This is a genomic window from Halalkalicoccus subterraneus, from assembly GCF_003697815.1.
GTDB lineage: Archaea > Halobacteriota > Halobacteria > Halobacteriales > Halalkalicoccaceae > Halalkalicoccus > Halalkalicoccus subterraneus.
In genome coordinates this window covers 35,194-59,617 of sequence record NZ_RDQG01000021.1, presented here as the reverse complement: position 1 = coordinate 59,617, position 24,424 = coordinate 35,194, and the positions used below count along the sequence as shown (strand labels likewise).

Annotated in this window: 21 protein-coding genes; 7 read left to right on the top strand and 14 right to left on the bottom strand. The window is 62.4% G+C overall.

What is annotated here, in order from left to right; translation table 11 throughout:
* Positions 1 to 318 precede the first annotated feature (318 nt).
* From EAO80_RS05790 to EAO80_RS05760, 7 genes are all read right to left on the bottom strand, one after another.
* Positions 319 to 1,242: a glycosyltransferase gene (locus EAO80_RS05790; protein WP_122088978.1), complete on the bottom strand. Its 924-nt coding sequence runs from the start codon at positions 1,240 to 1,242 to the stop codon at positions 319 to 321.
* Entirely contained in the window at positions 1,229 to 2,278 is a 1,050-nt protein-coding gene (locus tag EAO80_RS05785; protein WP_122088977.1) for a DUF354 domain-containing protein, read from the bottom strand. Before EAO80_RS05785 ends, EAO80_RS05790 begins: the two co-directional genes overlap by 14 nt.
* Positions 2,259 to 3,554 (bottom strand): nucleotide sugar dehydrogenase, encoded by a 1,296-nt coding sequence (locus EAO80_RS05780; protein WP_122088976.1) that lies wholly within the window; start codon positions 3,552 to 3,554, stop codon positions 2,259 to 2,261. Before EAO80_RS05780 ends, EAO80_RS05785 begins: the two co-directional genes overlap by 20 nt.
* Positions 3,547 to 4,935: a nucleotide sugar dehydrogenase gene (locus tag EAO80_RS05775; RefSeq protein WP_122088975.1), complete on the bottom strand. Its 1,389-nt coding sequence runs from the start codon at positions 4,933 to 4,935 to the stop codon at positions 3,547 to 3,549. The genes EAO80_RS05780 and EAO80_RS05775 overlap by 8 nt, the downstream gene beginning before the upstream one ends.
* Positions 4,928 to 5,521 (bottom strand): acyltransferase, encoded by a 594-nt coding sequence (locus EAO80_RS05770; protein WP_122088974.1) that lies wholly within the window; start codon positions 5,519 to 5,521, stop codon positions 4,928 to 4,930. Before EAO80_RS05770 ends, EAO80_RS05775 begins: the two co-directional genes overlap by 8 nt.
* 113 nt (positions 5,522 to 5,634) lie before the next feature.
* Positions 5,635 to 6,612: a Gfo/Idh/MocA family protein gene (locus EAO80_RS05765; RefSeq protein WP_122088973.1), complete on the bottom strand. Its 978-nt coding sequence runs from the start codon at positions 6,610 to 6,612 to the stop codon at positions 5,635 to 5,637.
* The gene (locus EAO80_RS05760; RefSeq protein WP_122088972.1) at positions 6,605 to 7,693 is read right to left on the bottom strand and encodes a DegT/DnrJ/EryC1/StrS family aminotransferase; all 1,089 of its coding nucleotides are present in this window, start codon (positions 7,691 to 7,693) and stop codon (positions 6,605 to 6,607) included. Before EAO80_RS05760 ends, EAO80_RS05765 begins: the two co-directional genes overlap by 8 nt.
* A 318-nt stretch (positions 7,694 to 8,011) precedes the next feature.
* Between EAO80_RS05760 and EAO80_RS05755 the strand changes: the two genes are divergently transcribed.
* On the top strand, positions 8,012 to 9,004 hold the full coding sequence (locus tag EAO80_RS05755) for a DUF1616 domain-containing protein (RefSeq protein ID WP_122089010.1): 993 nt from the start codon (positions 8,012 to 8,014) through the stop codon (positions 9,002 to 9,004).
* On the opposite strand, the gene EAO80_RS05750 is transcribed toward EAO80_RS05755, so the two are convergent.
* On the bottom strand, positions 9,005 to 10,177 hold the full coding sequence (locus EAO80_RS05750) for a helix-turn-helix transcriptional regulator (RefSeq protein ID WP_162993903.1): 1,173 nt from the start codon (positions 10,175 to 10,177) through the stop codon (positions 9,005 to 9,007).
* A 324-nt stretch (positions 10,178 to 10,501) separates the two neighbouring features.
* On the opposite strand from EAO80_RS05750, the gene EAO80_RS05745 reads away from it, so the two are divergent.
* On the top strand, positions 10,502 to 10,864 hold the full coding sequence (locus tag EAO80_RS05745) for a hypothetical protein (protein ID WP_122088970.1): 363 nt from the start codon (positions 10,502 to 10,504) through the stop codon (positions 10,862 to 10,864).
* Positions 10,865 to 10,960: 96 nt separating this feature from the next.
* Here the strand turns inward: EAO80_RS05745 and EAO80_RS05740 are convergent, their stop codons facing one another.
* The 4 genes from EAO80_RS05740 to EAO80_RS05725 all read right to left on the bottom strand — a co-directional run bounded on the left by EAO80_RS05740 (position 10,961) and on the right by EAO80_RS05725 (position 15,675).
* A complete protein-coding gene (locus EAO80_RS05740; RefSeq protein WP_122088969.1) occupies positions 10,961 to 12,214 on the bottom strand; it encodes a glycosyltransferase family 4 protein in 1,254 nt (417 codons plus the stop codon).
* A gap of 99 nt (positions 12,215 to 12,313) precedes the next feature.
* Complete coding sequence (locus EAO80_RS05735) at positions 12,314 to 13,390, bottom strand: hybrid sensor histidine kinase/response regulator (protein WP_122088968.1); 1,077 nt, start codon at positions 13,388 to 13,390, stop codon at positions 12,314 to 12,316.
* 146 nt (positions 13,391 to 13,536) lie between these two features.
* Positions 13,537 to 14,415, bottom strand: coding sequence for a winged helix-turn-helix transcriptional regulator (locus tag EAO80_RS05730; RefSeq protein ID WP_122088967.1), 879 nt, complete (start codon positions 14,413 to 14,415; stop codon positions 13,537 to 13,539).
* A 93-nt stretch (positions 14,416 to 14,508) separates the two neighbouring features.
* Positions 14,509 to 15,675 carry a polysaccharide deacetylase family protein gene (locus EAO80_RS05725; protein WP_245998482.1) on the bottom strand — a complete coding sequence of 389 codons (1,167 nt, stop codon included), beginning with the start codon at positions 15,673 to 15,675 and terminating at the stop codon, positions 14,509 to 14,511.
* 294 nt (positions 15,676 to 15,969) lie between these two features.
* Here EAO80_RS05725 and EAO80_RS20245 point away from each other — a divergent pair, with 294 nt between their 5' ends.
* On the top strand, positions 15,970 to 17,361 hold the full coding sequence (locus EAO80_RS20245) for a hypothetical protein (RefSeq protein ID WP_245998479.1): 1,392 nt from the start codon (positions 15,970 to 15,972) through the stop codon (positions 17,359 to 17,361).
* A gap of 64 nt (positions 17,362 to 17,425) precedes the next feature.
* Here EAO80_RS20245 and EAO80_RS05715 read toward each other — a convergent pair whose 3' ends face one another.
* Positions 17,426 to 18,391: a glycosyltransferase family 2 protein gene (locus EAO80_RS05715; RefSeq protein WP_122088966.1), complete on the bottom strand. Its 966-nt coding sequence runs from the start codon at positions 18,389 to 18,391 to the stop codon at positions 17,426 to 17,428.
* Between the two features lie 172 nt (positions 18,392 to 18,563).
* On the opposite strand from EAO80_RS05715, the gene EAO80_RS05710 reads away from it, so the two are divergent.
* The 4 genes from EAO80_RS05710 (at position 18,564) to EAO80_RS05695 (ending at position 23,927) form a co-directional block, all read left to right on the top strand.
* Positions 18,564 to 19,388: an LpxD N-terminal domain-containing protein gene (locus EAO80_RS05710; protein ID WP_122088965.1), complete on the top strand. Its 825-nt coding sequence runs from the start codon at positions 18,564 to 18,566 to the stop codon at positions 19,386 to 19,388.
* Positions 19,385 to 20,155 carry a polysaccharide deacetylase family protein gene (locus EAO80_RS05705; protein WP_122088964.1) on the top strand — a complete coding sequence of 257 codons (771 nt, stop codon included), beginning with the start codon at positions 19,385 to 19,387 and terminating at the stop codon, positions 20,153 to 20,155. Before EAO80_RS05710 ends, EAO80_RS05705 begins: the two co-directional genes overlap by 4 nt.
* Before the next feature lie 42 nt (positions 20,156 to 20,197).
* Positions 20,198 to 22,204 carry a hypothetical protein gene (locus EAO80_RS05700; protein ID WP_122089007.1) on the top strand — a complete coding sequence of 669 codons (2,007 nt, stop codon included), beginning with the start codon at positions 20,198 to 20,200 and terminating at the stop codon, positions 22,202 to 22,204.
* Positions 22,205 to 22,313: 109 nt separating this feature from the next.
* The gene (locus EAO80_RS05695; RefSeq protein WP_245998477.1) at positions 22,314 to 23,927 is read left to right on the top strand and encodes an alkaline phosphatase family protein; all 1,614 of its coding nucleotides are present in this window, start codon (positions 22,314 to 22,316) and stop codon (positions 23,925 to 23,927) included.
* 53 nt (positions 23,928 to 23,980) lie between these two features.
* On the opposite strand, the gene EAO80_RS05690 is transcribed toward EAO80_RS05695, so the two are convergent.
* Positions 23,981 to 24,295: a helix-turn-helix transcriptional regulator gene (locus tag EAO80_RS05690; RefSeq protein WP_122088962.1), complete on the bottom strand. Its 315-nt coding sequence runs from the start codon at positions 24,293 to 24,295 to the stop codon at positions 23,981 to 23,983.
* Positions 24,296 to 24,424 lie beyond the last annotated feature (129 nt).

Genomic DNA, 24,424 nt, shown 5'->3' with positions numbered 1-24,424 from the left:
ATCGCCCGAGGAGGATTGCTCCGCATTGATAGTCGACATCATTTCGACACATATGACATACCGGGCCACGCGTAATAAATCGGCCGTTGTTCCGACCCGTTTTAGACCGTTTCGGATCGTTCCACCAATCGTCTCCGATTAGAAGAAATTATTTTTGCTAGTCTATGAACTCAATCAAATCGGGTCTACGTCCCCCATACAGACGTTCAATCATCCGAACACAGTGGTATGAGTGTGAACTCGCATATACACTTATGCCTACCTACGGGATAAGGGAGTGTTCTCGCGCGCCCGTTTCCAGCAAAAGTGTTCTTGTTTCTACGCGAGGCGATCGATCATTGTGTACAGCGTAAGGAGTTCGTCACCCATCGTTTCGATGCCTAAATCACCGATAACGTCCCGCCCATCGGCGCGTAGACCCCGCTTGAGTATCGAATCGAGGCTGGCCGACAGATCGTTCACGGATCGGTCAATGGAACAGTTCGAAACGCCGGCGAGCACGTCACGAACGAAACCGACGTCGGTCGACACGACCGGGAGATCGCACGCGAGCGCCTCTTTGACGACCATGGGGCCACTTTCGCGCTCGGAGGTGACGAGCAACGCGTCGCTCGCGTTCATCACGTAGGGCATTTCCTCGTAGTCCAGTCCTGAGACGGTCCGGAGTTCAGCATCCACCGAGAGACGGTCGACGACGCGCTCGGCCAATGGGTAGTTCTTCACTGCACGTGTGGAGTCATACGGAAAGAGGACGATCCGTTGGTCGGGGTCCCAACCAAGGTACTCGCGTGCCTCATCCCGATCGATCGGTCGGAACAGGTCGGTATCGATGCCGAACGGGATCACGGTGTGGGGCACATCGAGCTCCCGTGAAACCGCTCCGGACGGAGCGATCACCGCATCGCTGTGGCGCGCGGCGAAGCGTGTCGTCCGATCGAGCCTGTTCGAGTATCCCATCACTTCCGATCCCCAAATCGAAAGCACGACGGGACGGGTAGGCTGGGCCAGCGCGAACGGGCCGACCAGCCCGTAGTTCGCGTGAACGAGGTCGTACTCGCCGAACGTTGCTTCCCGAAGGACGTTACGATAAAACCGCGCGAACGCGTTTGCTCCGCGTCCATCGTCCGGTTGGGGAACTTCGAGGACGGTACAGTCGACGCCGCGTGCTTCGAGTGCCCGCACCTGCTGGTCGAAAAAGGATCGACGCGTCGTCACCAACTGCAGGACGCTATCGAGTGCCATCGCCAGTGAGTGCCTCGGTGATAACGGTGGTCGTATCGACCTTCTCCGCGAGCAGGCGCTCGCGTGCGGCGTCCCAATCGCGATCGATCTCCCCCGAGAGGACCGCTTCGGCCGTCTCGATCGCCATTCGGTGACGGAACGCCCCTTGCCGATTGAACAGGAGCCCGTAACGCGCCTCGAGTTCGTCCGTATAGCCCATCCGAAGGGTGTTAACGTAGACTGCGGGCGTTCCGAGCACCGCACTTTCAGCCGCCATCGTCGCACCCTCGCCGACGAACAGCGACGCCTCGGCGAGCAGGTCGTGCATCCGATGGGGCTCGATGTCCACCTGTCGATCGCGCACGCGTTCTGGTAGGTCGCCCTCGGCGGTGATCAACACCGTCGCCCCCGTGGCTTCGAGACGGTCGACGACATCACCCACGTCGTCGATACCGCCCGCGCCGGCGTCGTGGGAGGCCTCCCACGAGACGAGTCGGAGCACGACGAACGGCTCGTCGGACGCGACCCCGACCTCCCCACGGATCGACTCGTCCGGGGTGAACCGATCGGGATGGAGATAGGCGAGTTCGTGATAGCCCGGATACCGAACCTGTTTCTCGCCGAAGTCCTCGTGGAAGCACTCGGGCGTCCAGATCTCGTCGGCGAAGGGGGCCATCAGCCTGTTCGTCAGCGTCGCGTGTTCAGTGTCGGTGAAGACGACGCTCTTCGCACCGACGGCACGCGCGACGTGGGCGACTGCGGACCCGCCGATCGCGGTCATCACGTCGGGCCTGAAGTCGCGGGCGTGACGTAGCATCCGCGCCTCGTAGAGCCCTTGGGCGGCGAGCAACCGGATTCCCGAGGCCGAACGACCGATCACGTCGTATTCGAACCCGTAGGCGTCGAGCAGGTCGGTCGCGACCTCCGAGTCGCGCACGACGATCGAGACCTCGTGGTCGTCCTCGAGTTCGCGAATCGCGTGCCTGTAGAAGTGGACGTGCGCTGGATGCTGGATGGCGATCAGCAGGCGTCCGCCCTCAGAGCTTGCGGTAGGCATAACCGACCTCCTCGACCTCGGCTTGATCCAGCACGCCTTTCACGTCCACGAGAACGGGATCGTCGGCGAGTTGCTCTTTCGCCGCTCGGAGATCGAACTCCTCGAGAACCTCGTCGTGGGGCGTCGCCAGCACGATCCCGTCCGCGCCGTCGAAGTCCATCTCGGAAAGCGGGTCGATCCCGAACGACTCGCGGATCTTCTCGTCGGGTGCGAGGGGGTCGTAACCGTCACACTCGATTCCGTACTCGGCAAGCGTCGTGATGACGCCGCCGATCTCGGAGGTTCGAAGGTCGCCGACGTTGGGCTTGTACGCGAGTCCGAGCACGACCAGCCGGCTGTCCTGAAGCACCTTGCCGGACTTGTTGAGCGCCTTGAGCGTGAGCTCCGCGGTGTGTTTGGGCATGTACTCGTTGACCTCGCGGGCCTGGAGGATGAGCTTCGGCGAGTATCCCGCGCGTTCGGAGCCATGCACTAGGAACAGGGGATCAACTGGGATGCAGTGACCACCGACGAGCCCCGGCGTGTACGGATGGAAGTTCCACTTCGAGGACGCCGCATCGATCACTTCCTGCGTGTCGAGTCCCATGTGGTCACAGATCAGCGCGAGCTCGTTGACGACCGCGATGTTCACGTCACGCTGGATGTTCTCGAGGACCTTCGCCGCCTCCGCGGCCTCGATGGTCTCAGCGTGATAAAGCCCGGCGTCGATGATGGTACCGTAGAGCGCGGCTAAGTCCTCGAGCGTCTCGTCGGTGTCGCCGCTGACGATCTTCTTGACCTCGCGGAGACTCTTATCAGTCCCCGGAGAGAGCCGCTCGGGCGAATACCCCATGTTGAACTCCTCACCCTGGGTCAGCCCCGAGGCCTCCTCGATCGCCGGGCCGAGGACGTCCCGCGTGACGCCCGGGTAGACGGTCGACTCGAGGACGACGGTCGTGCCGGTCGAGAGGTGCTCGCCGACGGTCCGACCCGCACTCTCGACGAAGTCGAGATTCGGGTTCTTCATGCTGTCGACCGGCGTCGGCACGGTGATGATGGCGTAGTCGGCACGCTCGATCGGAGCCGGATCCGTCGTGAACTCGATCCCGCTTTTCGAGACGACGTCGTCGCCGATCTCACCGGTCGGGTCGCGACCCTCCGAAAGTTCCGCTATCTTCTCCTCGTCGACGTCGAAGCCGATCACGTCGAGCCCCTCCTCGTCGAAGGCGCTTGCGAGCGGCAGGCCGACGTAACCGAGGCCGACGATACAGACCGTTTTCGTTGTGGAATTAGGCATTGATACCGATCCCTCTGTAGTAGATTCCGTGTTCATTCTGTAGCTCCGTCAGGGCCTGCCGGCCGTCGACGACCACCAGCGGGTCGTCGGTCGCCAGCGCAGGTATCTCGAGCTCCTCGAACGCTTCCTGGGCGGTCACCAGCACGACCGCGTCGTAGCTTCGCTCGCGCGCATCGTCGAGCGAGGTGACCTCCGCGCCCGCGTCCTCGAACGGTTCGTAGGAGTCGGTGATCGGATCGACCGCGGTGACGTTCGCGCCCGCACTCGCGAGACGCTCGATGACGCCCACCGCGGGCGTCGCGCGCAGCTCGTCGACGCCGGCCCGATAGGTCAGCCCGAGGACGAGCACGTCGCTTCCCTCGGTCTCCTTTCCGTGCTTCGTCAGCCCGGAGAGGGCGAGTTCCGCGGTGTAGGTCGGCATCGTGTCGTTGATCTCGCGAGAGAGTTCCATCAGCCGCGAGTCCGCATCGAACATCTGGATCAGGAAGTGCGGGTAGTAGGGGATGCAGTGACCCCCGACGCCCGCACCGGGGATGTGCAGGTCACAGAACGGCAGGGTGTTCGCGGCCTGGATCGCCTCCAGAACGTTGATCTCGAGTTCTTCGGCGTGTTTCGTCAGCTCGTTCACGAGCGCGATGTTGACGTCGCGATACACCCCTTCGAACACCTTGACCGCCTCCGCGGTCGTCGCGTCCGAGACGGGAATGATCTCCTGGCTATTGATCTCGCCGTAGATCAGTTCGGCTACGCGGGTGCTCTCTGCGTCGATCCCGCCGACGATCTTGGGGTAGGCCCCACGGATGTCCTCGATCGCCCGCCCGCTCGCGGTGCGCTCGGGACAGAAGGCGACGCCGAACTCCTCGCGGTCCAGTCCGCTTTCCTCGGCGAGCAGCGGAGCGACCACGTCACGACAGGTGCGGGGGGGCACCGTCGATTCGAGGATCACCTGATCGCCGGGTGTGAGTCCCGAGGCGATCTGTTCCATCACCGTCTCGACGACCGAGAGGTCGGGTTTGCTGTCCTCGTCGACCAGCGTCGGCACGATCACGACGTGGATTCGGGCGGCCTCCGCGGCCGCAGCGCCGTCGGTCGTTGCCGAGAACGCGCCCCGGTCGACGACCTCGCCCACGAGGTCCGAGAGGCCGGGTTCACCAGTGATATGGTTCTCACCGGCGTTGACGCCCTCGACGACCTCGGGGTCGACGTCCATCCCGGTGACGTTACCGGTCACGTCGGCGTAGACCGACGCGAGGGGCAGTCCCATCTTGCCGAGTCCGTAGACCGCAACGGGGATCTCGCCACCGGTCAGGGCACTGCGTTGTTCGTCCGTCGATGCCTCGGAGCCGTAGAGCGCCGGAGCGCTCCGTACTGTATTACTCATGGAGTAGGTTCTCCCCCGAGAGTGACTCGGGAAGGTCGCGGTGTCGCGCGGGCGTCCCCAACGCGAGGGTGTGCGGAGGAACGTCCTCGGTGACGATCGCCCCCGCGGCGACGAACGAGCCCGCGCCGATGCGCACCCCGGGGAGGATCGTCGCGTTCGCGCCGATCGAGACGCCGTCCTCGAGGGTCGGGCCCACGAGGTCGTCGTCCTGCCGGACGGGGTAGGGGTCGTTCGTCATCACCGCACGCGGACCGACGAAGACGTTCGAGCCGATCGTCGTGTCCGTCGGGACGTAAACGCCGGTCTGAAGGCTGACGTGCGAGCCGATCTCGGTCGTACCGTCGATGACGGTGTCCGTACCGACGATCACGTCGTCGCCGATGGTCGTCTCCTCGCGTACGAGGGCGTTGTGACCCGTCGTGAAGTCGTCCCCGATCTCGACGTCCGCGTAGACGATCGTCCCCTTGCGAATGCGGGCCCGATCACCGATGACGGCAGGATCGGCCGATTCGTCGTGGAGATATCCCACGGTGTCGGGGTCGTCGATGACGCAGTCCTCGCCGAGATCGAGGCGCGTGTCGCTCATTCAGCGATCCCTCCGTTTTTCGGTTGTTTCTCGGACATAACTCATGGGTGTATTTGTGTGCAAGCTATAGGAGAGTGTCGCTCTCCCGGGTGATGGCTGGTACATGAGTCGTCTCAAAGGGTGTCAGTCGGTGCGTCCTGTTTCGGGGCGGCGAGCCCGTCGATCTCGCGTGCGAGCGAGAGCGCTCGAAGACCGTCCTCACCGGTCACGACCGGTTCGGTGCCGGTTCTGACCGATTCGGCGAACGCCGAGAGCTCGTTTTTCAGCGGCTCGCGGCGTTCGACGAGCACCTGTTCGACGACGTTCTCATGGCGATAGCGAAAGCCCTCCTGATCGACGTATTCGGGGAGCGACTGGCGAGTGATCTCGATCGACTGGTCGATGTAGTCGACGACCACTCGACATTTATCGGCGGTGATCGTTAGCTCGCGGACCTTCTGCTGGGTCACGCGGCTGGCGGTGAACTGCCCGATCCGACCGGACGGGGTCTGGATCGTCGCCGTGGCGTAGTTCGTGTCCCGCGCACCGACGGCGTGGACCTCTTCTGCTTCTTCCCCGAAGATGGACAGCACGATGTCGAGGTCGTGGATCATCAGGTCCATCACGGCGGTGTCATCGATCTCCCGATCGAGCGGCGGCCCGAGACGGCGGGCCTCGATCGCGATGATCTCCATATCGTCGAGCAGTTCCATCAGCGTCATGACCGCCGGGTTGAACCGCTCGATGTGGCCGACCTGCAGAACGACGTCGCGTTCGTCGGCGAAGTCGATCAGTGCCCGGCCGTCCGCAAGGTCCTCGACGAGGGGTTTCTCGACCAGAACGTTGACGCCGGCCTCGATACACTCGCGGGCGGTGTCGTAGTGGAACTGCGTCGGGACCGAGATCGAAACGGCGTCGACCGACTCGAGTAGGTCGGTCATATCGAGTGCGTCCGTGCCGAACGCCTCGGCGACCGAGCGCGCCTGCTCCATATCCACGTCATGGATCCCGACGAGCTCGGTTTCGGGTAGCTCCCGATAGACGCGAACGTGGTTCTGGCCCATGCTGCCGACGCCGATGACGCCCACCCTGACCGGAGGCTGCTCAGACATGGTTCACCCCAGCGTCCGCGACGGCATCAACGATCCGATCGATATCGTCCGCCGAGACGTGCGGATGAACCGGCAGGGAGAGCACTTCGTCGCATGCACGGGACGCGTTCGGGACGTCGGCGCTGTAGCCATCGTAGGCGGCGAGTTCGTGGATGCAGGTCGGGTAGTAGACCTTGCTTCCGACGTCGGCCCGTTCGAGCGCTTCCTTGAGTCCATCGCGGTCCTCGGTACGGACCGTATACTGGTGATAGACGTGGGTCCTGTCGTCCGGAACGACCGGCGTTTCGACCCCCGTGTCGGAGAGCCCGTCGGTGAGTCGCCTCGCGTTGTCCTGGCGGGCCTCGGTGAACTCTTCGAGCCGATCGAGCTGGACGCGCCCGATCCCGGCGGCGATGTTCGTCAGCCGGAGGTTGTGGCCGACGGACGTGTGAGCGTACTGGGCGCTGCCGTCGCGGCCGTGGTTGATGAACTGGCGAACGCCGGCCTCGATCTCGGGGTCGTCCGTCGTCACCATTCCCCCTTCGCCCGTCGTCATGTTCTTCGTCGGGTAAAAGGAAAAGCAGGCGACGTCGCCGATCGAGCCGACGGGTCGGCCGTCGACGGTCGCGCCGTGTGCCTGTGCGGCGTCCTCGATCACGGCGACGTCGTACTCCTCGCCGAGTTCGACGAACCGATCCATCGCGGCCGGCAGACCGTAGAGGTGCACCGGCATGATCGCCGCGACGTCCTCGCGTTCGCGCAGGATCGCCTCGGCCGCGTCGGGGTCGAGGTTGTACGTCTCGGGGTCGATGTCGGCGAACACCGGTTCGCCGCCCGCGAGTCGGATCGAGTTCGCCGTCGCGACGAACGAGAAGGGCGTCGTGACGACCGCCTGTCCCCGCACGTCGAGCGCTTCGCAGGTCGCGTGAAGGGCGGCGGTGCCGTTCGCGGTCGCGACGCCGCGATCGGCCTCGCAGAACGCGGCGAACTCCTCTTCGAAGTCGGTGACGACGTCGCCGCTCGCGATGTAGCCCGAATCGAGGACGTCCGCGACGGCCTCCTGTTCGCCCTCGCCGATGTCGGGGTTCGCAATGGGGATCATCTGTTGCCCCCGAAGGGACGCAGTCCGTCGGCACGAGGGGTCTCGAACGCCGATCGGGTGATGTAGTCGTGTCCTGTCGTCGGCCCGGTAGACGGGACGACAGGGGAGAGTGATGTCGTGGTCATGGTTGAAGCGCGAGCGGACGGAGTCCGTTCTCGCTTTAGTTACTGAGTAGTGGGGGCTTTGTTATAAACGTATTAAGCCCCATCGATGGCGTATTAGCGGCTCCCAATCAATGTCAATCGGTACCGAGAGCCGAGGTATCGCCGCGAACGTCGGTCGCGGGGTTTTTGATGGCACCTCGCGTAGGTGGAGGAAATGAAGCCCCACCGGTGGGCGGGAGACCTCCTCGCTCTCGTCCTCTTCAGTGCACTCGCCGCGGTCGGAATCCTCGTCCTCGGGACGACGATCACGCCGATCCGTATCGCACTCGCCCTCCCGCTCGTCCTGTTGCTGCCCGGATACGCCCTCATCAGCGCGCTCTTTCCCGAAGCGCCGGACGAGGACGGTCAGGGACTCGGCACCGTCGAACGCGTCGTCCTGTCGATCGCGCTGAGTCTCGCGATCGTCTCGATGATCGCGTACGCCGCGAACTTCACTCCATATGGTATCACGCTCCTGCCGATCGGCGTTGCAGTCGTCGCCTGGAGCGTGTTCTTCGGGCTGGTCGGACTCCTCAGGCGCGCCCGGGTCGTTCCCGAAAACCGGTACGGACCGGGTATCGGCGCCTCGGTTAGTGGCATCCCGAACCTCTTTCGGGTTCGAAACCGTCGTCGTGGGGAGCACCGGCAGGCGTTCGAACCGGAGAACAAACGCCACGTCCTGTTGAACGTCACGCTCGTGTTCAGTCTGCTCGTCCTGCTCGTCGGCGGGGCGTACATGGCGATCGCCGCCCCGTCGTTGCCGGACGAGGAGCCCCACACGGAGCTGTATTTGCTCTCGGAGAACGACGACGGGAACCTGACGGCAACGGACCTTCCGACGAACCTCTCGGCGGGCGAGACCGCCCCGATAACGGTCGGTATCGAGAACCACGAGGGCGAGACACAGACGTATACGACGGTCGTCTACCAGCAGGAGGTCTCCCTGAGCGATGACGGACGGACCGTCGAGAACGTCGGTAACGGGACGGAGTTCGATCGGTTCGAGACCACCGTCGAGGACGGCGAAACCGAGCGGACCGCGTACGAGGCCGGGCCGACGACCGACGGCGACGTCTACATCTGGTTCCTCCTCTATCACGGCGACGCACCGGAGAACCCGTCGCCCGATACCGCGGACGAGACCACGCGACTCGCGCTGATCGACTGATTACGCGTCAGAAGGCTCCGATTCGGGCGTCCGGAGTTCGACGATGTTCTCCCGTCCCGAACGGAGCTTGGTGATCGTGCCGTCGGTTTCGAGCTTCGAGACGAGACGACTGACCGTCGCTTGCGACCACTCGGTCCGGTCGACGAGCTGGGACTGTTTCATCCGACCCTCGTGTTCGCGCAGGAGCCGGCAGATCTCTTCCTCTTTGGTCAGGGGTAGTCCCTCACTGTCGCGTTCCGGTGCCGGTTCGGAAACCGGGTCGTCGGTCGGGGGAGCGGGTCGGGGCTCGCCCGAGGAGTCGTCGATCGTCGGCTCGTGGTCCGTCGTCTCTACGGGATTCCCGCTCGTGTACCGGCGCATGAGATGCCAGCCCAACGCGCCGCCGCCCACGACGACGATGCCGACGAGCAAGAGACCGCCGCCGACGTAGACGTAGGGGAGATACGGGATCGTCGGGTCGAGTCCGAGGCGGACCGCGGCCGCATCGCTGACCCCGTCGCCGCTCGTGTCGGTTTCAAGGGGGTCGCTCCCGTGGACCTTCACCTCCTCCCAGTCGGTCAGTCCGTCGCCGTTCGTGTCGGGTGTGGTGAAGTCGGTGCCGTATCTGACCTCCTCGGCGTTGGTCAACCCGTCACCCGAGAGGTCGCCATCCGGCTGGAGCACGGTGACCGGGACCGTTTCGTAGTAGGTCACCGTGTCGCTCCCGTCGCGGACTTCGATGGTGATCCAGCTTTCGCCCTGATAGTCCGACCAGCCCTCGATCCCGAACTCGACGGTCTGATCGCCACCGGCGGACGTGACGTTCTGACAGCCGAGCTCCGACAGGACGTCGCCGTCCGTGTCGGTGGCTTCCGCACAGACCGTATACTCCTCGTCGGCCGCGCCGCCGACGGTCGCGTTGACCGTCAACGGCTCGGTCGACCAGACGTAGGCCGGACCGGGATGCTCGGAGACGAGCTCCTCCTGCCCCTCGATATATCCCTGTCCACCGACGGACGCGTTATGAATACCAATCGAGTCGCTGTCGACGCCGGTCGCGCCGCTGGCGTCGTTCGGATCGTCGGCGAGGGGTGCCCCACCGGCGACGCCGACCACGAGCGCCACCAAAACGACGAACGCTGCGAGCAGCCCGACGGGAACGGAAACTCCCCTATCCATGTGTCTCCATGGCATGGAAAGTGCGGGTCGTGCAGGGCGATAACCGAATCATTCGTCTTCGACACCTACTACCGGCCACTCCTTAATGTCCCTTTTCGTGTGTGGAAGGACGAAATGGTACCATAAAAATATCATAATATAGAGTTGAATCGGTTCAAACGCCCGTTATAGGTGTCGAGAGGCTGTTTTTGATCGATCATCGGAGTAGGCCGGTTCCGGCCACTTTCAGCTACATTCATACCCTTTCGATCAGCTAGGTCGGGTTCGATCGGTCGTCAAAGATTTAGCCGATATATAGTAAACCCCGTTCGGCCACTAAGGGTCACCGGGGGAAGACAAATGCAAGAGAAACTCAGCAGACGGCGATTCGTCGAAGCAGCAGGCGCAGCAAGTGTATTCGCGCTCGCGGGATGTACCGACAGCGGCAACGGAGGCGGCGAGGGCGAGGATAACGGCTCCGAGGGTGAGGAGAACGACTCCGAAGGCGGCCTCGGTGGCGAAGAGGAGAACGACTCCGAGATGGAGAACGACTCCGAAGGCGGCCTCGGTAGCGAAGAGGAGAACGATTCCGAGATGGAGAACGATTCCGAAGGTCTCGGTAACGACTCCGAGGAGAACGACTCCGAAGGCCTCGGTAACGATTCCGAGATGGAGAACGACTCCGAAGGTCTCGGTAACGATTCCGAAGAGAATCAGTCTTAGACGCTACCAGTCGGTACACCAGATCACACCGTTTTTTGTGCACCAACCGGATAGTGACGCGTCCGTCGGAAAACGGACGACATACCGAACGGGCGGCTACGTTGAGCGATCAGGGTCAGTCGTCGCAGCCGTCTCCGCATAGAGCGTACAGAACGAGTCGATGACCGTTTCTGGCGCGAAGCGTTCCAACTGATGGGGGATAGCCTCCCGATACGACGTGTAGTCCTCAGAGAGGGTATCGAACGCCGACGCGAGCGACTGTGGGTCGCCGGGTTCGAAGAGCGTTCCGGCCGGTCCGACGATGTAGTCCATGCTGCCGACGTCGGCGCTGACGATCGGGGTATGGGCCGCGAGTGCTTCGAGCATGACCCGTCCGAACGGTTCGTCGATGATGCCCGGGTAGACGAACACGTCCGAGGACTGATAGAGATCGGGGAGTTTCCCGTGATCGACATAGCCCAGCCACGTGATCGCGTCGTTCACGCCGAGGTCGGTCGCGAGCTCCCTGAGCTGCGGTTCGAGCGGCCCACGACCGGCGATCCGGAGTTCGACGTCGCGCCCGCGCCGACGGAGTAGCGCGAGCGCCCGGACGAGCGTGTCGATCCCTTTGATGTCCTGCAGCGCGCCGACGTACAGCGCGTCGATCGGCTCGGTGGGTTCGATCGGGTCCTTGCGCGGCCGGTAGAACTCCTCGTCGTAGAAGTGCGGAACGACAGTCGTCGCCTCCGCAGGGAACCCGAGTTGTGCGTAGTCGTTCTTTAAATGCGGCGAGAGCGCGTGATACGCGGTGATCTCGTTCGCTCGGTCCATCGATCGTTGAACGAAGGGGATCTGACCCATCGAAACGTACCCCTGCCTGAGTTCAGCTTCGAGCCCCTGTCTCCGCTTGAGGCCCGTCGCAGGCACGCAGGTTGCGCATTTGAGTCGGCCCGGCCCCGAGCACTTGCGCTCGCCGTGGTACATCATGTCCGCCTTCGGACAGACGGGCAAGTAGGAGTTGAGCGTGAGAAGCGTCGGAACGTCGAGGTCCGCGAGCACCGGGATGAACGCCGAGGAGTAAGAGTGAACCAGGTCGTGACGTTCGAGGGCGTCGCTCTCCTCGCGAAGGGCGTCGATCTTCGTGAAGATCGGGTGCGGGAGTTTCGGGAGCCCATCGTGGAGGACGTACTCGACGCGGTTGGTGGCCGGGAGCGTCGCCTCCCCGGCGTCCATCTGCGTCGAGACATACACCGTCAGGTCGTGGTGGTGTGAGAGGTGTTCGATGTATACCGTCGAGCTGTGCGTCGCGCCGGTGCCGTCGCTTCCCGGACATTCGGCCGGGACGAACGCGACGTCGAGTCGCTCAGACATGGTCGGAGTGTGGGTGGAATCCGTCAGTCATTCGGTGTCGAGTGTGTGCGGCGTATCTTATTATCAGTGTCGCAAACGATGATAGATGGAAGATCCGGGCTACGCGATCCGAGCTAGTTCGACACAGAACGCCGATCCCTCCGGATCGTTGTCCTCGACCCAGATGTCGCCGTCGTACCGGGTAACGAGTCGGTCGACCAGCGAGAGCCCGATCCCCATTCCCGAACTCGCCATTCCCTGTTCGCCCGCCTCGAAGATGCGCTCCTTGCGCCGGTCGGGAATCCCGGGACCGTTGTCCGCCACCCGGAGCACCACAGACTCGGTCGATGCGTCGACCGAGATCGTGACGACGGGAACCTCCTTGTCGTTGTAGAAGATGGCGTTGCTGATCAGGTTACCAACTACTGAGGAGAGGAGGTCGTTCGCGCGCACCCGAATCCCCGGGAGGTCGCCGTCGGCCGAGAGCTCGACGTCGCGATACAGCCCCCTGGCCTTGTCGATCTCGCTTGCGAGTACGTCCGCGAGCGCGACCGGGTAGAGATCGACCGCCTCGTCGTCGGTGACCGTCTCGACGATATCTCCCACAGTCCGGGTCATCTGGAGGATGTGGTTGCTCGACTGGATGATCTCGTCGATGGCGTCCTGGCCCCGCGGTTCGACGTACTCGGTCACCTCACGGGCGCGGCCAACGACGAGGCTGATGTCGTTCCGGATGTCGTGTCGAGTGAGCTGATTGAGGATGGTGAGCTCATGCGTTCGCATCCGGAGTTCACGCTCGGTTTTCTTGCGCTCGATCGAGTAGCGGATCGTGCGCACGAGGACCTCAGAGGTGACGTCGTCCTTCACGAGGTAGTCTTGAGCGCCGTGTGAGACGGCAGTCATACCGAGTTTCGTCTCGGGCATTCCCGTCAGGACGATTACCGGCACCACCTCGACTGCGTCGAGAACACGTTCGAGCGTTTCGAGGCCCGTGCTGTCGGGGAGACGGAGATCGAGCAACAGCACGTCCGGGTCGGTCGTCGAGAGCCGATCGAGGCCGCTCTCGAGGGTCGGTTCGTGGACGAGTTCGATCGGGGAATCCTCTCGTGAGTCCCGGAGCATCTCCTCGATGAGCCGTGCATCGCCGGGGTTGTCCTCGATGAGGAACACCGATTCGAACGTGTGGACGGAGTTCATTGATTGCGGGGTACCGGGTTGGACAGCCACCGACTGACCGCATCGGTGTGGTTTCTATATTATATATTATACTATTGCTTGTAAAAATATCGGAACAGGTCAGTTTGGCGATGGAAGGTGCGTGAGCCGTCGAGGTTCGAGTCGGATCAGGACCCGTCGTTGACGATCGCCCGGAGTCGAGCGTCGTCAGCGGCCTCGGACGGGTCGTCCAGTTTCGATTCGAGCGACGCGATCCGCTCGCTGAGTGCGGTATACTCGTCGCTAGCCGCGAGATCGACGTCGGATTTCTCGGCGCGCAACAGCGACTCCTTGGCCGACAGTGCGAGGTACTCCCGAAGGGGTTCGTCATGCATCTCGCGCGCGAGAACGTCGGTAACGGCCTCGCGAACCTCGTGTCGGTACCCCGGTTTGACGATATAATCGTCGAACCCCATATCGACGATATCGAAGTCCGGTTCGACGGCCGAGAGCATTACGACGCCGCAGTCGAGGTTCCACTCGCGGATCCGCGCGAGGACGTCCTCGCCGGAGACGCCCGGCATTCGACGATCGAGCACCACCGCGTCGACTGACTCATCGAGCTGTCGGAACGCCTCCTCGCCGTCGTACGCCCGTTTGACGGTGTGATCGGGGTCGAGCCAGCTGGCGTGCATGTTCACCAGCCGTGGGTCGTCGTCGACTATTAACACGGTCGGATCGGGGTCCGGATCGAGGTGTCGATCGCCCCACGCCGCGAGTGCTTCGAGCGCGTCCTGAAGCTCTCGTCCCGTGTTCGTCAGTTCGTACTCGACGCGAAGCGGTGATTCGCTCACGACGGTCCGACACAACAGTTCGTTCTCCGTCAGGTCCGCCAGACTGTCCGTGAGGACCTTCGCGGAGATGCCATCAACGCGGTCTTTGATCTCATTGAACCGTAACGGCCCTCCCTCTTCGAGCAGCCGGTGGATGATCACCGGATGCCACTTCTTCGAGATGAGGTCGACGGTATCAACGACCCGCTGGGCCTGGCCTGTATTGGAAGTCACCGTCTATCTCCTACGACCACTACGTTCGTTACCAGAATTTATTAAGTATTTCTATAAATTAAATGAATATTGTAGAATGAGATATATAATAGGCTAGTTGAACAGCGACCGGAAGAAAGCGAAAATGCGAGCGAAGAACCCATCGGGTTCGTCCTCCTCGCTGCTCTCGTCACCACCGGTGGCACGTCCACCGTCTTCGTTGTCCTCGTCGGTAGTAGCATCGTCCGGCGTTTCGTCCTCGATATTTCGCTCTGGTGCGTCAACGACGCCGAAGGCGTCGAGTGCGTCCTGAACCGTGACGACTTGGATGTCGCGCTGTTGAGCCTGTTCGAGGACGAACTCGAGACGTTCCGGTGGCAGGGTATCGTACTGGCTGTGACCAGCGAGGATCCCGTAGTCGGGTTCGTTCGCGACGGTGTCGAGGAACCGCTCGATCTCGTCCTCGTCCATACGGTCGGTCTCCATGTACTCCCGGGATAGAGCGTGCGGGTCGATACTGGACTCGGGATTGAGCCCGCCGGCCTTATCGCGCCGCGGCGCCGCGTCGTAGTGATTCGAGATCGCCTCGCTCACGAACCCGTCGTTGCGCTCGTAGGGATAGATGAATCCAGTGATCCATCCCTCGCCGACGATTTCCTCGAGCTGGGCCCGCGAATTCGCGAGGATTTCCTCGATGAACTCGTCCGTGTATCGGACGAACGCCTCCGTGGCATCGAAGCGTTGGCCGATCGGTTCTTCGAGTTCGATGTACAGACCGGTATCGTCCTCGCCGTTGCCCACGACGGTCGCTTTAGCCTTGCTTTCCCCGTCGAGCACGACGATCGGATCACCTTCGAAGCGACCCTGGTTGTTGGTCTGAGCGTAGATCCGGTCGTCGTCCGCCTCGACGTCGGCTTCGATCGACACCTTGCCCAGCGGACGGTGATCTACCGTATGAGACATGACCTCCCAACCGAAATCGGACATCTCCTCGAGCTGCTCGGTCGTCAGCCAACTCTCGTCCGAGTCAACCAAGCCCGAACAAGCTGCGGTGCAGCCGGGAGCATCGTACTCCCGGTGGATCCGGTACATATCGTAGTCCTCGGCCGGACCGTCATCGTAAATGATCGAAAGGTAGCCGGCGGGTTCGTCGTCCGTCTCCTCGTCCTGAGCGGCTCCAGTCCCCGAAAGGGCACCGGAAACGCCGATCGCGGCCGCCCCAGCACCGATCGCTCGCAAGAACGAGCGCCGATGGGGACGGTCACCGAGCGTGTTAGCCATCGTCTGCTCCGTCCATTCGTAACGTCTTACTTATATATTGTATAAATTACATTATGGAGTTGCAAATCAGAATTAGTAACCGGATTAGGGTTCTCTCAGGGGCCGGCTCCACCGGAACTCCCTCATCTTCGACATGAGTGGATCAGCTCTGTCGATCGTCCACATCCCTCTAAGAAGGATTCTGTCCGTCGATTAAACCATCATATAGAGGATAATTAGGGTTATATTACCAATTTTTGAGCCTATCTTGATTCCGAAAAGATTAGTACCGACCACCGTTGTGATGTTATCGGAATGCGAGATAACGACCACGAAGAGCGCAGTTCTGTCAGCAGACGCAGTTATATCGGGGCACTTGCGGGGATCGCAGCGACGCCAGCACTCGGTTCATTGGCTGGCGCCGATGGCGAGAACGTAATCACTGTCTCGGGCGAGGGATCGACCGCTTACTACGAGTTCTCGGTCAGCGGTGACATCGAGAAATCGGACGCGAACGACGCGACGATCAACTCCTATGACTCAATCGACGGGACGTCCGTCGAGGGACGAACCACCAACGAACCCGACTCGTATGCATTCTCCGGCGAAGTCTCGGACTTCGAATCGTCCGCTTCGGTCACGGTAACGATCAACGGCGAGCCGGCCGACTTCGGCGACACCGACGACTCGGAATCCGATTCCGAGTCGGACGCCGACGAGGACGTCGATGCCGACGAGTCCGGATACTCGGAGGTCGTCGACATCGTCGAGGCCGGTGCGGACAATAGTGGTGGCTCATCGATCGAGTCGGTTCTCGAGGACGTCGCCGGCGACGGAACGCTCGTGAAGTTCCCGTCGGGCGAGTACCGCATCAGCGGGACGGTCCGACTCACGAACTACTCGAAGTTCGGGATGGTCGGCGACGACGCGACGATCAAGGTAGAACCGACCGACGGCTACACCTTCAAACTCGGTACCTACAGCTCACCCATCGACGACCTCCACGTTGAGGGCTTCACCGTCGACATCACCGGCAGCAACACCGGCGGTCGAGTGTTCGAACTGCAGGCCGGAAACGACCTGTACGCGGGTGACCTCACCGTCGAGGGCAAACACGACACGGCCAGCAAGGGCCCGATGCTCGTCGGCATGCAGAACAGCGGCGGCGACGGCCTCGTCGAGAACGTCGACCTCTCGGACGGCGGCGAGGACGTCTCCGGCGGCCGCGGCGGGACCGGCCTGCTCGTCAGCGACTATCACTCCGGGAGCGTCACGATCAAGGACTGCCAGATCGGGCCGTTCCCCGACAACGGTATCTACTGTTCAAGCGACGAGGGCGAGGTCCACGTCGAGGGTGGGAGCTTCGAGAACACCAACGTCGCGGGCGTTCGACTCGACGGCGACAGCTGTTCGCTGAAGAACGCGGAGTTCGAGTACGACGAGGAGATCTCCGGCTTCGGCGGCCAGCGGCCCGTCCGGTGTGACGGTGGAGACATCGAGATCAGCGGCCTCGACATCTACATGTCCATTAACCAGACCGAGTGTATCCGCGTGATGTCCGGTGCCGAATCGGTCAGCATCGAGGACTGCTCGATCAGCGGTGGCGGAGCACGCGACGCGGTTTCGGTCACCTCGGGTGCCGGTTCGGTCGACGCCGACGGCATCGACGTCGAGGGCGGCGTCCGCGAGACGGTCTACCACTACTGAACGAACAGCGGCGATTTCGACTCGAAGACCGTATCGGTCGATCGTCGACTCGGCGCGACTACTCCTACTCGTCGTACAGCAGGACTTCGAGGTCCTTGCTCTCTTCCATGTCGAAGACCATCGCAAGCAGCATGAACAGCCAGCCGAGCACGAACAAGACGATCGAGGTCCCCCGGGAAGTCCCCTCACGATCGAGCGCTGATTTGAGCGCCGAAAACAGCCCGATACCCGCCGAGGCCGCGCCGACGTAGTAGAACAGCGCCAGCGGGTGGAAGTCCCGGATCAGGTACTTCACGCGAAGCCGCCAGAGGAAATCCCTGAGAAGCAGCCCCGATACCTTCGGGATGTAGGTCTTATAGTCGATGCCGCTCTCCTCGTCCTTGTAGACTGCGCGGCGTTTCACGTCGGCGACGCGCATGTTCTTGGCGTTGAGGCGCACGAGCAGGTCGTTACAGTAGCCGTAGTCCTCGTACATGTCCTCGATCCCCACCTTGTCGAGCGCCTCGTAGGAGATCGCGGTCGACCCGTTCTGGGGGTCCATGATCTTCCAGTAGCCACTCGCGATCTTCGTGATCAGCGTCAGGGTGAAGTTCCCGATCTGCCGGAACAACGGCATGTCGCGGCGTTCGGCCCCGAGCAGGCGATTCCCCTTCGAGTACTCGGCCTTGCCTTCGGCGACGGGACGGACGATCCGCTCGACGATGTCGGGTTCGGTCTGGCCGTCGCCCGCCATGACGGCCGTGACCTCCATCTCGTCGTCGAGCGCGTGGAGGTAGCCCGTCTTGATCGCACCGCCGACGCCCTTGTTCTCGGCGTGGCGAATCGGGACGACGCGATCGAGTGTGGTCTCGCCCTCATCGTTGACGGCCTCGGCCTTGCGCTGGATCTCGCCCCACGTATCGTCGGTCGAGCGGTCGTCGATCACGTACGCGCGGTCGATGAACTCGGGGAGGGTCTCGATGACCTCACCGATAAACGGCTCCTCGTTGTACGCCGGAATCACGGCGGCGATCGTTTTGTCGTTATACATGATAGAGCAGATCTCGTCGGTAGCTCTCGGATCACGGGCCATTACTATGGGGGGTCTACTGTGTCCACAGCGACAGGTTCCCGTGGTCGTGACCGGAGCAGGTGCTTCGACAGCCGGCCGTTAGAGTCGGGATAATAAAATACCTCCCGAAACGACTGCGAGTGAGACTACAGTGAGGATTCAGTCAACCGAGATCGCCGCGTTCGTCGACGGCGAGCACGTCGGGCCCGAGACGGCCGTCGAAGGTGTCGGCGCACTCGACTCGGCCACCACCGACGAGCTCGCGTTCTGCGTCTACGACGACCCCGAGTACGTCAGGAGTTCGGATGCTGGCGCGATCGTCTGTCCGCCCGAAATCGGAACCGTCGAGGGGAGAACACTCGTGTTCGTCCCCGAGCCCAAGCTCGCGTTCGTCAGGGCCGCAAACGAGTTCTTCATGGACCGGGTCGGGGAGACACGGGTCCACCCGACTGCGGTCGTCGAGGAGGGGGCGACGATCGGCGAGCGGTGCGTTATCGGTCCACAGACACGTATCGCCGACTGTGTCGAGATCGGCGACGACTGCACGATACGAGCCGGCGCAGTCCTCGGAAGTGCGGGATTTGGTTTCGCGCGCGAGGAGGCGGGCCGGCTCCACCGGCAGATTCACGACGGAGACGTCCTGATCGAGGACGACGTCGAGGTCGGCCCCAACAGCTCGATCGACCGCGCGGTCTTCGACGAGACCGTCGTCGAGCACGGCGCGAAACTGAGCGGGCAGGTCCACCTCGCCCACCAGGTCCGGATCGGGAGCGACACTACCGTCGCCTACGGATCGGGGTTTTCGGGCGGTGCGACCGTCGGCGAGCGCGTGACGATCCATCCGCACGTCTCGGTCGCAACCGACATCGCCATTGGTGATGACGCCGAAGTGGGGATGAACGCGGGCGTCCTCTCGGACGTCCCCGACGATACGACCGTCGTCGGGACGCCGGCCCGGCCCATCACAGAGCAATGAACACTCACAGCCCCTCCAGACGAGAACCGACGGAGCCGGTCGAGTTCACCTTCGACTGGTACGAACGATTTCTCACCGACCTCCTCGATGCGGGTTACACCCCCGCCGACTACGACGACCCGCTCGAACCCGGCGAGATGATCGTCAGACACGACATCGACTTCTCGCCACGGAAGGCACTCGAGATGGGCCGGATCGAGGCCGATCTGGGGATCGAAGCGACGTACTTCGTGTTGCTGAACTGCCCGCTGTACAACGTCTTTTATAAGCCTATCAGGAGCGCGCTCGGGGAACTGCAATCGATGGGACACACTATCGGCATCCATTTCAGTACTCACCAGTACTGGGACGGCGAGGCGTCCTCGACTGCTGTCACCGAACGAGTCCTTGAAGAGCGCGAGGCACTGGCATGTGCCGTCGGCAATGTGAGCGAAGCGGTCTCGTTTCACCGACCCGACGAGTGGCTCTTTCGGCGGTCGTTCGAGGGCTTTACGAGCACCTACGAGGAGCGGTTCTTCACTGACATCGCCTACCGTGGCGACTCGAACCAGCGCTGGCGCGAGGAACATCCGCTCGCGGGCGAACTCCCCGATAAGCTCCAGATACTCACGCATCCGGGATTGTGGGGCGACGAGGACGCCGACTTCGAGACCCGGCTTTCGAACGAGGTCGAGGCCGAACTGGAGCGAACGAGACGGTTTATGCACGAACAGCTTGTTGAAAAGAAATATAACGTTGACGAATTTCAATACGGAACAAACGAATGAACTGTCAGACCCGCGGTCGGCGGTCGACCCGAGGTGACCGCCGTGGCCATTAGCGGCCGGTTCTACGGCTGGCTTTCGACACAGCGCTTCGACGTGATCGGTGCGATCCTCGCGCTCGTACTGGCCATCGGGCTGTTACCGCTTCGACTGGTCGCGTCGAACTTTTACATCGTCGCGATTCCCCTCGCACTGGTGTTCGCCTCCGTGATATACCTGCTCGCGGTCCGGACGAACAACACGGAGGGGCTTCCAGCGCTTCCGACGTGGGCGGGTCGACTGCTGCCGAGCGTGACGATCCTCGGAACCGGCCTGTTGATCTTCCTCGGGCTCTATCAGGGCGGTCGGACGACGGCGTTCTACACCATCGCAACGGTCATCGGCATCACCATCTTCGCACAGATCTTCTTCACGCGCGAGCGGGACTTCGTGCCGTGGTTGGTGATGGTCCAGATCCTCGCGTTCGCGTTCACCATCCGGTATATCGCCTTGCTAACGACCCCCGGGTTCATCGGGATCGACGTCTGGACGCACGTCCCCTCGTGGACGGTCTCCATCGTCGAAACCGGTTCGCTCGGTTTCCTCGAGGGGAACAAGTACTACGCGTCGCCGCTGTTCCACCTCGCGGTCGCCGCGACGAGTATTCTGGGCGACATCCCGGTCAGAGACGGACTGTTCCTCTCGATCGGATTCGCAATGGCGTTCTCACCGGTGTTTCTCTACATCGCGTCGCGGCTGTTCGTTTCCGCACGCTGGAGCCTGTTTGCGACCGCGATCTACGCGATTTCGGCGCACACCGTCGAGTGGTCGATCCATCTGATCCCGACCGGGCTCGGATTGATCTTCTTCCTCGGCGTGTTTTATCTGCTCGTCAGGGTGCTCGACGTCACTCCGGGCGGCCGGGAGTTCACCCTGATCGTCCTCCTCAGCGTCGCGACGATCCTCACCCACCAGATCTCGGCGTTCATCATGCTGATCCTGACGGGTGCAGGACTGCTCGCACACCTCCTGTTGCGCTTCGAACTGTTCAGCCCGCCGAGTCAGTTTCGTGGACTCCGCGCCGGACGCACCGATTCTGTGAGCCTCACCGGACTGCTGGCGTTCGACCTCGGATTCATCACGTTCATGTGGTCGCTGACGCCGTATAACGGCGATACGTTCCTCGCGACGACGTTCAGCTTCTTTCGCGTGACCCTCGAGCAATCGGCGGGCCTCGGCGACACGACGGGATCACGCTCGGAATCGGCCCTCGACCCGACGCTGATCGAACAGGCGGTCCAGTACATCGACGCGGCGGTGTTCCTCATTCCGTTCGCCCTCGCGGTCGTGGGCTGTTTCTACGTCCTCAGACGACGCAACATCACTCATGGAGCGATCATGTGCGGGGCCGCAATCGTCGTGATGCTCGTGTTCATCCTCGGCTTTCCCATGTTCGGCGTGCGGACGTTCATTCCTCAGCGCTGGTACGCCTTCCTCGCCGCTCCGATGGGCCTGCTTGCGGCGGTCGGCGTCGCGTACCTCTCTCGCCGCCTGACGACGCCGGTCGTTCTCGTCGTGTTGCTCGTGTTCGCCCTCACGTTCCCGGTAGTGTCGTTCGCCGCGACCGACGGCACGATCGATAACCCACGATTCCCCGACGCCCAGACCCAGTACAGTTACAACCAAGCCGAGCTGAGCGCAGTCGATACGATCGGCGAAATCCGTCCGGTTGACGAGGAGGCGGGCGAGGTCTATCACACGGACCATCCGTACAACACCGTCTTCTCACGGGCCGGACCCGGACCTGCGGTCGCGACGAACGTCACCGACCAGGGCCTTCGCGACTCCGAGACGGTGATCTATCGGGAGCACCAAAGCACGGGCGGTACGTTCTTCGTCGCTGAGGACGAGCAAAGCGTCACTCCCGGCATCAGCCGAAGCGAACTCTGTGGGCCCGAGCGACACTACGCCTACGACAACAGCGATGTAACGATGTGTACGGCGACCTGGGACGTCGATACCGATGCCGACAGCGGCGTCACTTTCGAAGGTGAAGGGGATACCGACGCGTGAACTCGAACGGCGGGTTCGTGATCGAGACCCACGGACACGCGAAATACAGAGGGCGGTGTTTTAACCAGATGACCACCAAACGGAAAACAAGGACGCAATGAGCAATCGAATGGACACACTTCTGATCGGGATCGACGCTGCCTGCCAACCCGTCTTCGATCGCCTCTCCGAAACCGACAGCATTCCGCACATCGAGTCGATCATCGAGGAGGGCACGAGCGGCCCACTCGAATCACAGATCCCCCCCTGGACGCCGAGCGCGTGGCCCTCCATGTACACGGGTGTGAACCCGGGCAAGCACGGCGTCTTCGGCTTCGTCGACTACGACGGCTATGACTGGGAGGTCGTGACGGCAAACCACGTCCGCGAGCACGCCCTCTGGCGGCTGCTCGACGAACACGACCGCTCGAGCGTGATCGTTAACGTCCCGGTCACCCATCCCCCCGACGAGATAGACGGCGCGATCCTCCCCGGGTTCATCGGCCCCGAAAACCCCGGCACACATCCGAAGGGACTCCTCGAGGATGTCGAGGAAGCGATCGGTGAGTACAGGGTGTATCCGAACTACTCGCGCGGCGATCTCGAATACAGCGAGACACAGAAGATGGACGAGTACTGTACGCTGGCGCGGATGCGCGGGGAAGCGTTTCGCTACCTCGCCGACGAGTACGAACCCGATTTCGGGTTCGTCCAGTTTCAGAAGACCGATACGGTCTTTCACGAGTTCGAGGGTGATCACGAGAAGGTCAGGCGGATCTACGAGACGACCGACGAGCAGATCGGCGAGATCATGGCCGAGTGCGAGCCGAAACGCGTGTTCATCGCGAGCGATCACGGAATCGGTCCCTACGAGAACTACGAGTTCCGCATCAACGAGTACCTCCGGCGCGAGGGATATGTCGAAACGTCGGCTGGCGGAAAGGGAATGCCGTCGTGGAACCCGATCCGCGAACAGCTGCGCCAAGGCGACGAGCGGACGACCTGGGAGCCAAACCGGATCGAACGGGCCGTGGCCGCAGTCGCAAAGACGGGCCTGACCCCGTCGCGTGCGATCGCCGTCCTCGATCGACTCGGGCTAGGGTCGCTCGCCCGGCGCTACGCGCCCTCCGGCGTGAGTCGGACCGGCGCACAGCAGGTCGACTTCCCCGAATCACGGGCATACATGCGGGCTCGCACCGAGCTCGGGGTTCGAATCAACCTCGAAGGGCGCGATCCGGAGGGCGTCGTTGCGCGAGGAGAGTACGAGGCGTTACGGGACGAGCTGATCGAGCGGCTCGAAGGCGTCGAAACCCCCGACGGGGATCCGGTCTTCGGCGAGGTCGCCCCGCGCGAGGAGTACTTCTGGGGACCGTACGCAGAGAATGGGGTCGATATCCTGACGGTACCGAAGGACTTCGAGCAGTTCCTCTCGGCCCAGTTGCGCGACGGACTGTTCGGGCCGCCGACCGAACCGTGGAACCACAAGCTCGACGGGATCGTCGTCGCCGCGGGCGACGGGATCGACACCGACGCGGATCTATCGGACGCGCACCTGTTCGACGTGGGTCCGACGATCTGTGCCGCGTTGGGCGTGCCGTACAGCGACCGGATGGACGGACGGGTCCTACCGGTGGTCGACGACAGCGGTTCGGAGACGTATCCCGAATACTCGGATTCGACGGCGAATAGCGCCGAGGACGGGCAAGTAAAGGATCGACTCTCGGATCTCGGTTACCTCGAATAGCGTTCTCCCCCCCATCGCACACGGGTGGAAACTGTCTGCATGAGGGCGATCGACTACTGCATCTGAGGGAGACCTTCGAGGCGGCTTTTGATCTCGTCGGGGATATACGAGAGCTGCCAGTTGAGCCGAGCCTCGATCTCGCGCTCGCCGCGGTCTGTCAGGATGTACTTGTTGGTCCGTAGATCGTGTTTGCCCTTCTTCACCAGTCCCTTGTTAACCAGCGTATCGAGGTTCGGATACAGACGTCCGTGGCGGATCTCAGTCCCGTAGTACTCCTCGAGTTCGTCGTTGACGTCCAGACCCTTCGGTTCATCGAGCCCAGCGATCACCAAGAGTAGGTCACGCTGGAAACCTGTTAAATCATGCATTCAGTGTACCTCACACCATAGTCTGCTAGCCGAGGATATATAACCGGACGATAGTTTACGAGGCTACATCTCCTACACCCGACTCAGAGTTGAAAACGGTAGTATACCGGTTCGAAACACGTGGTATTC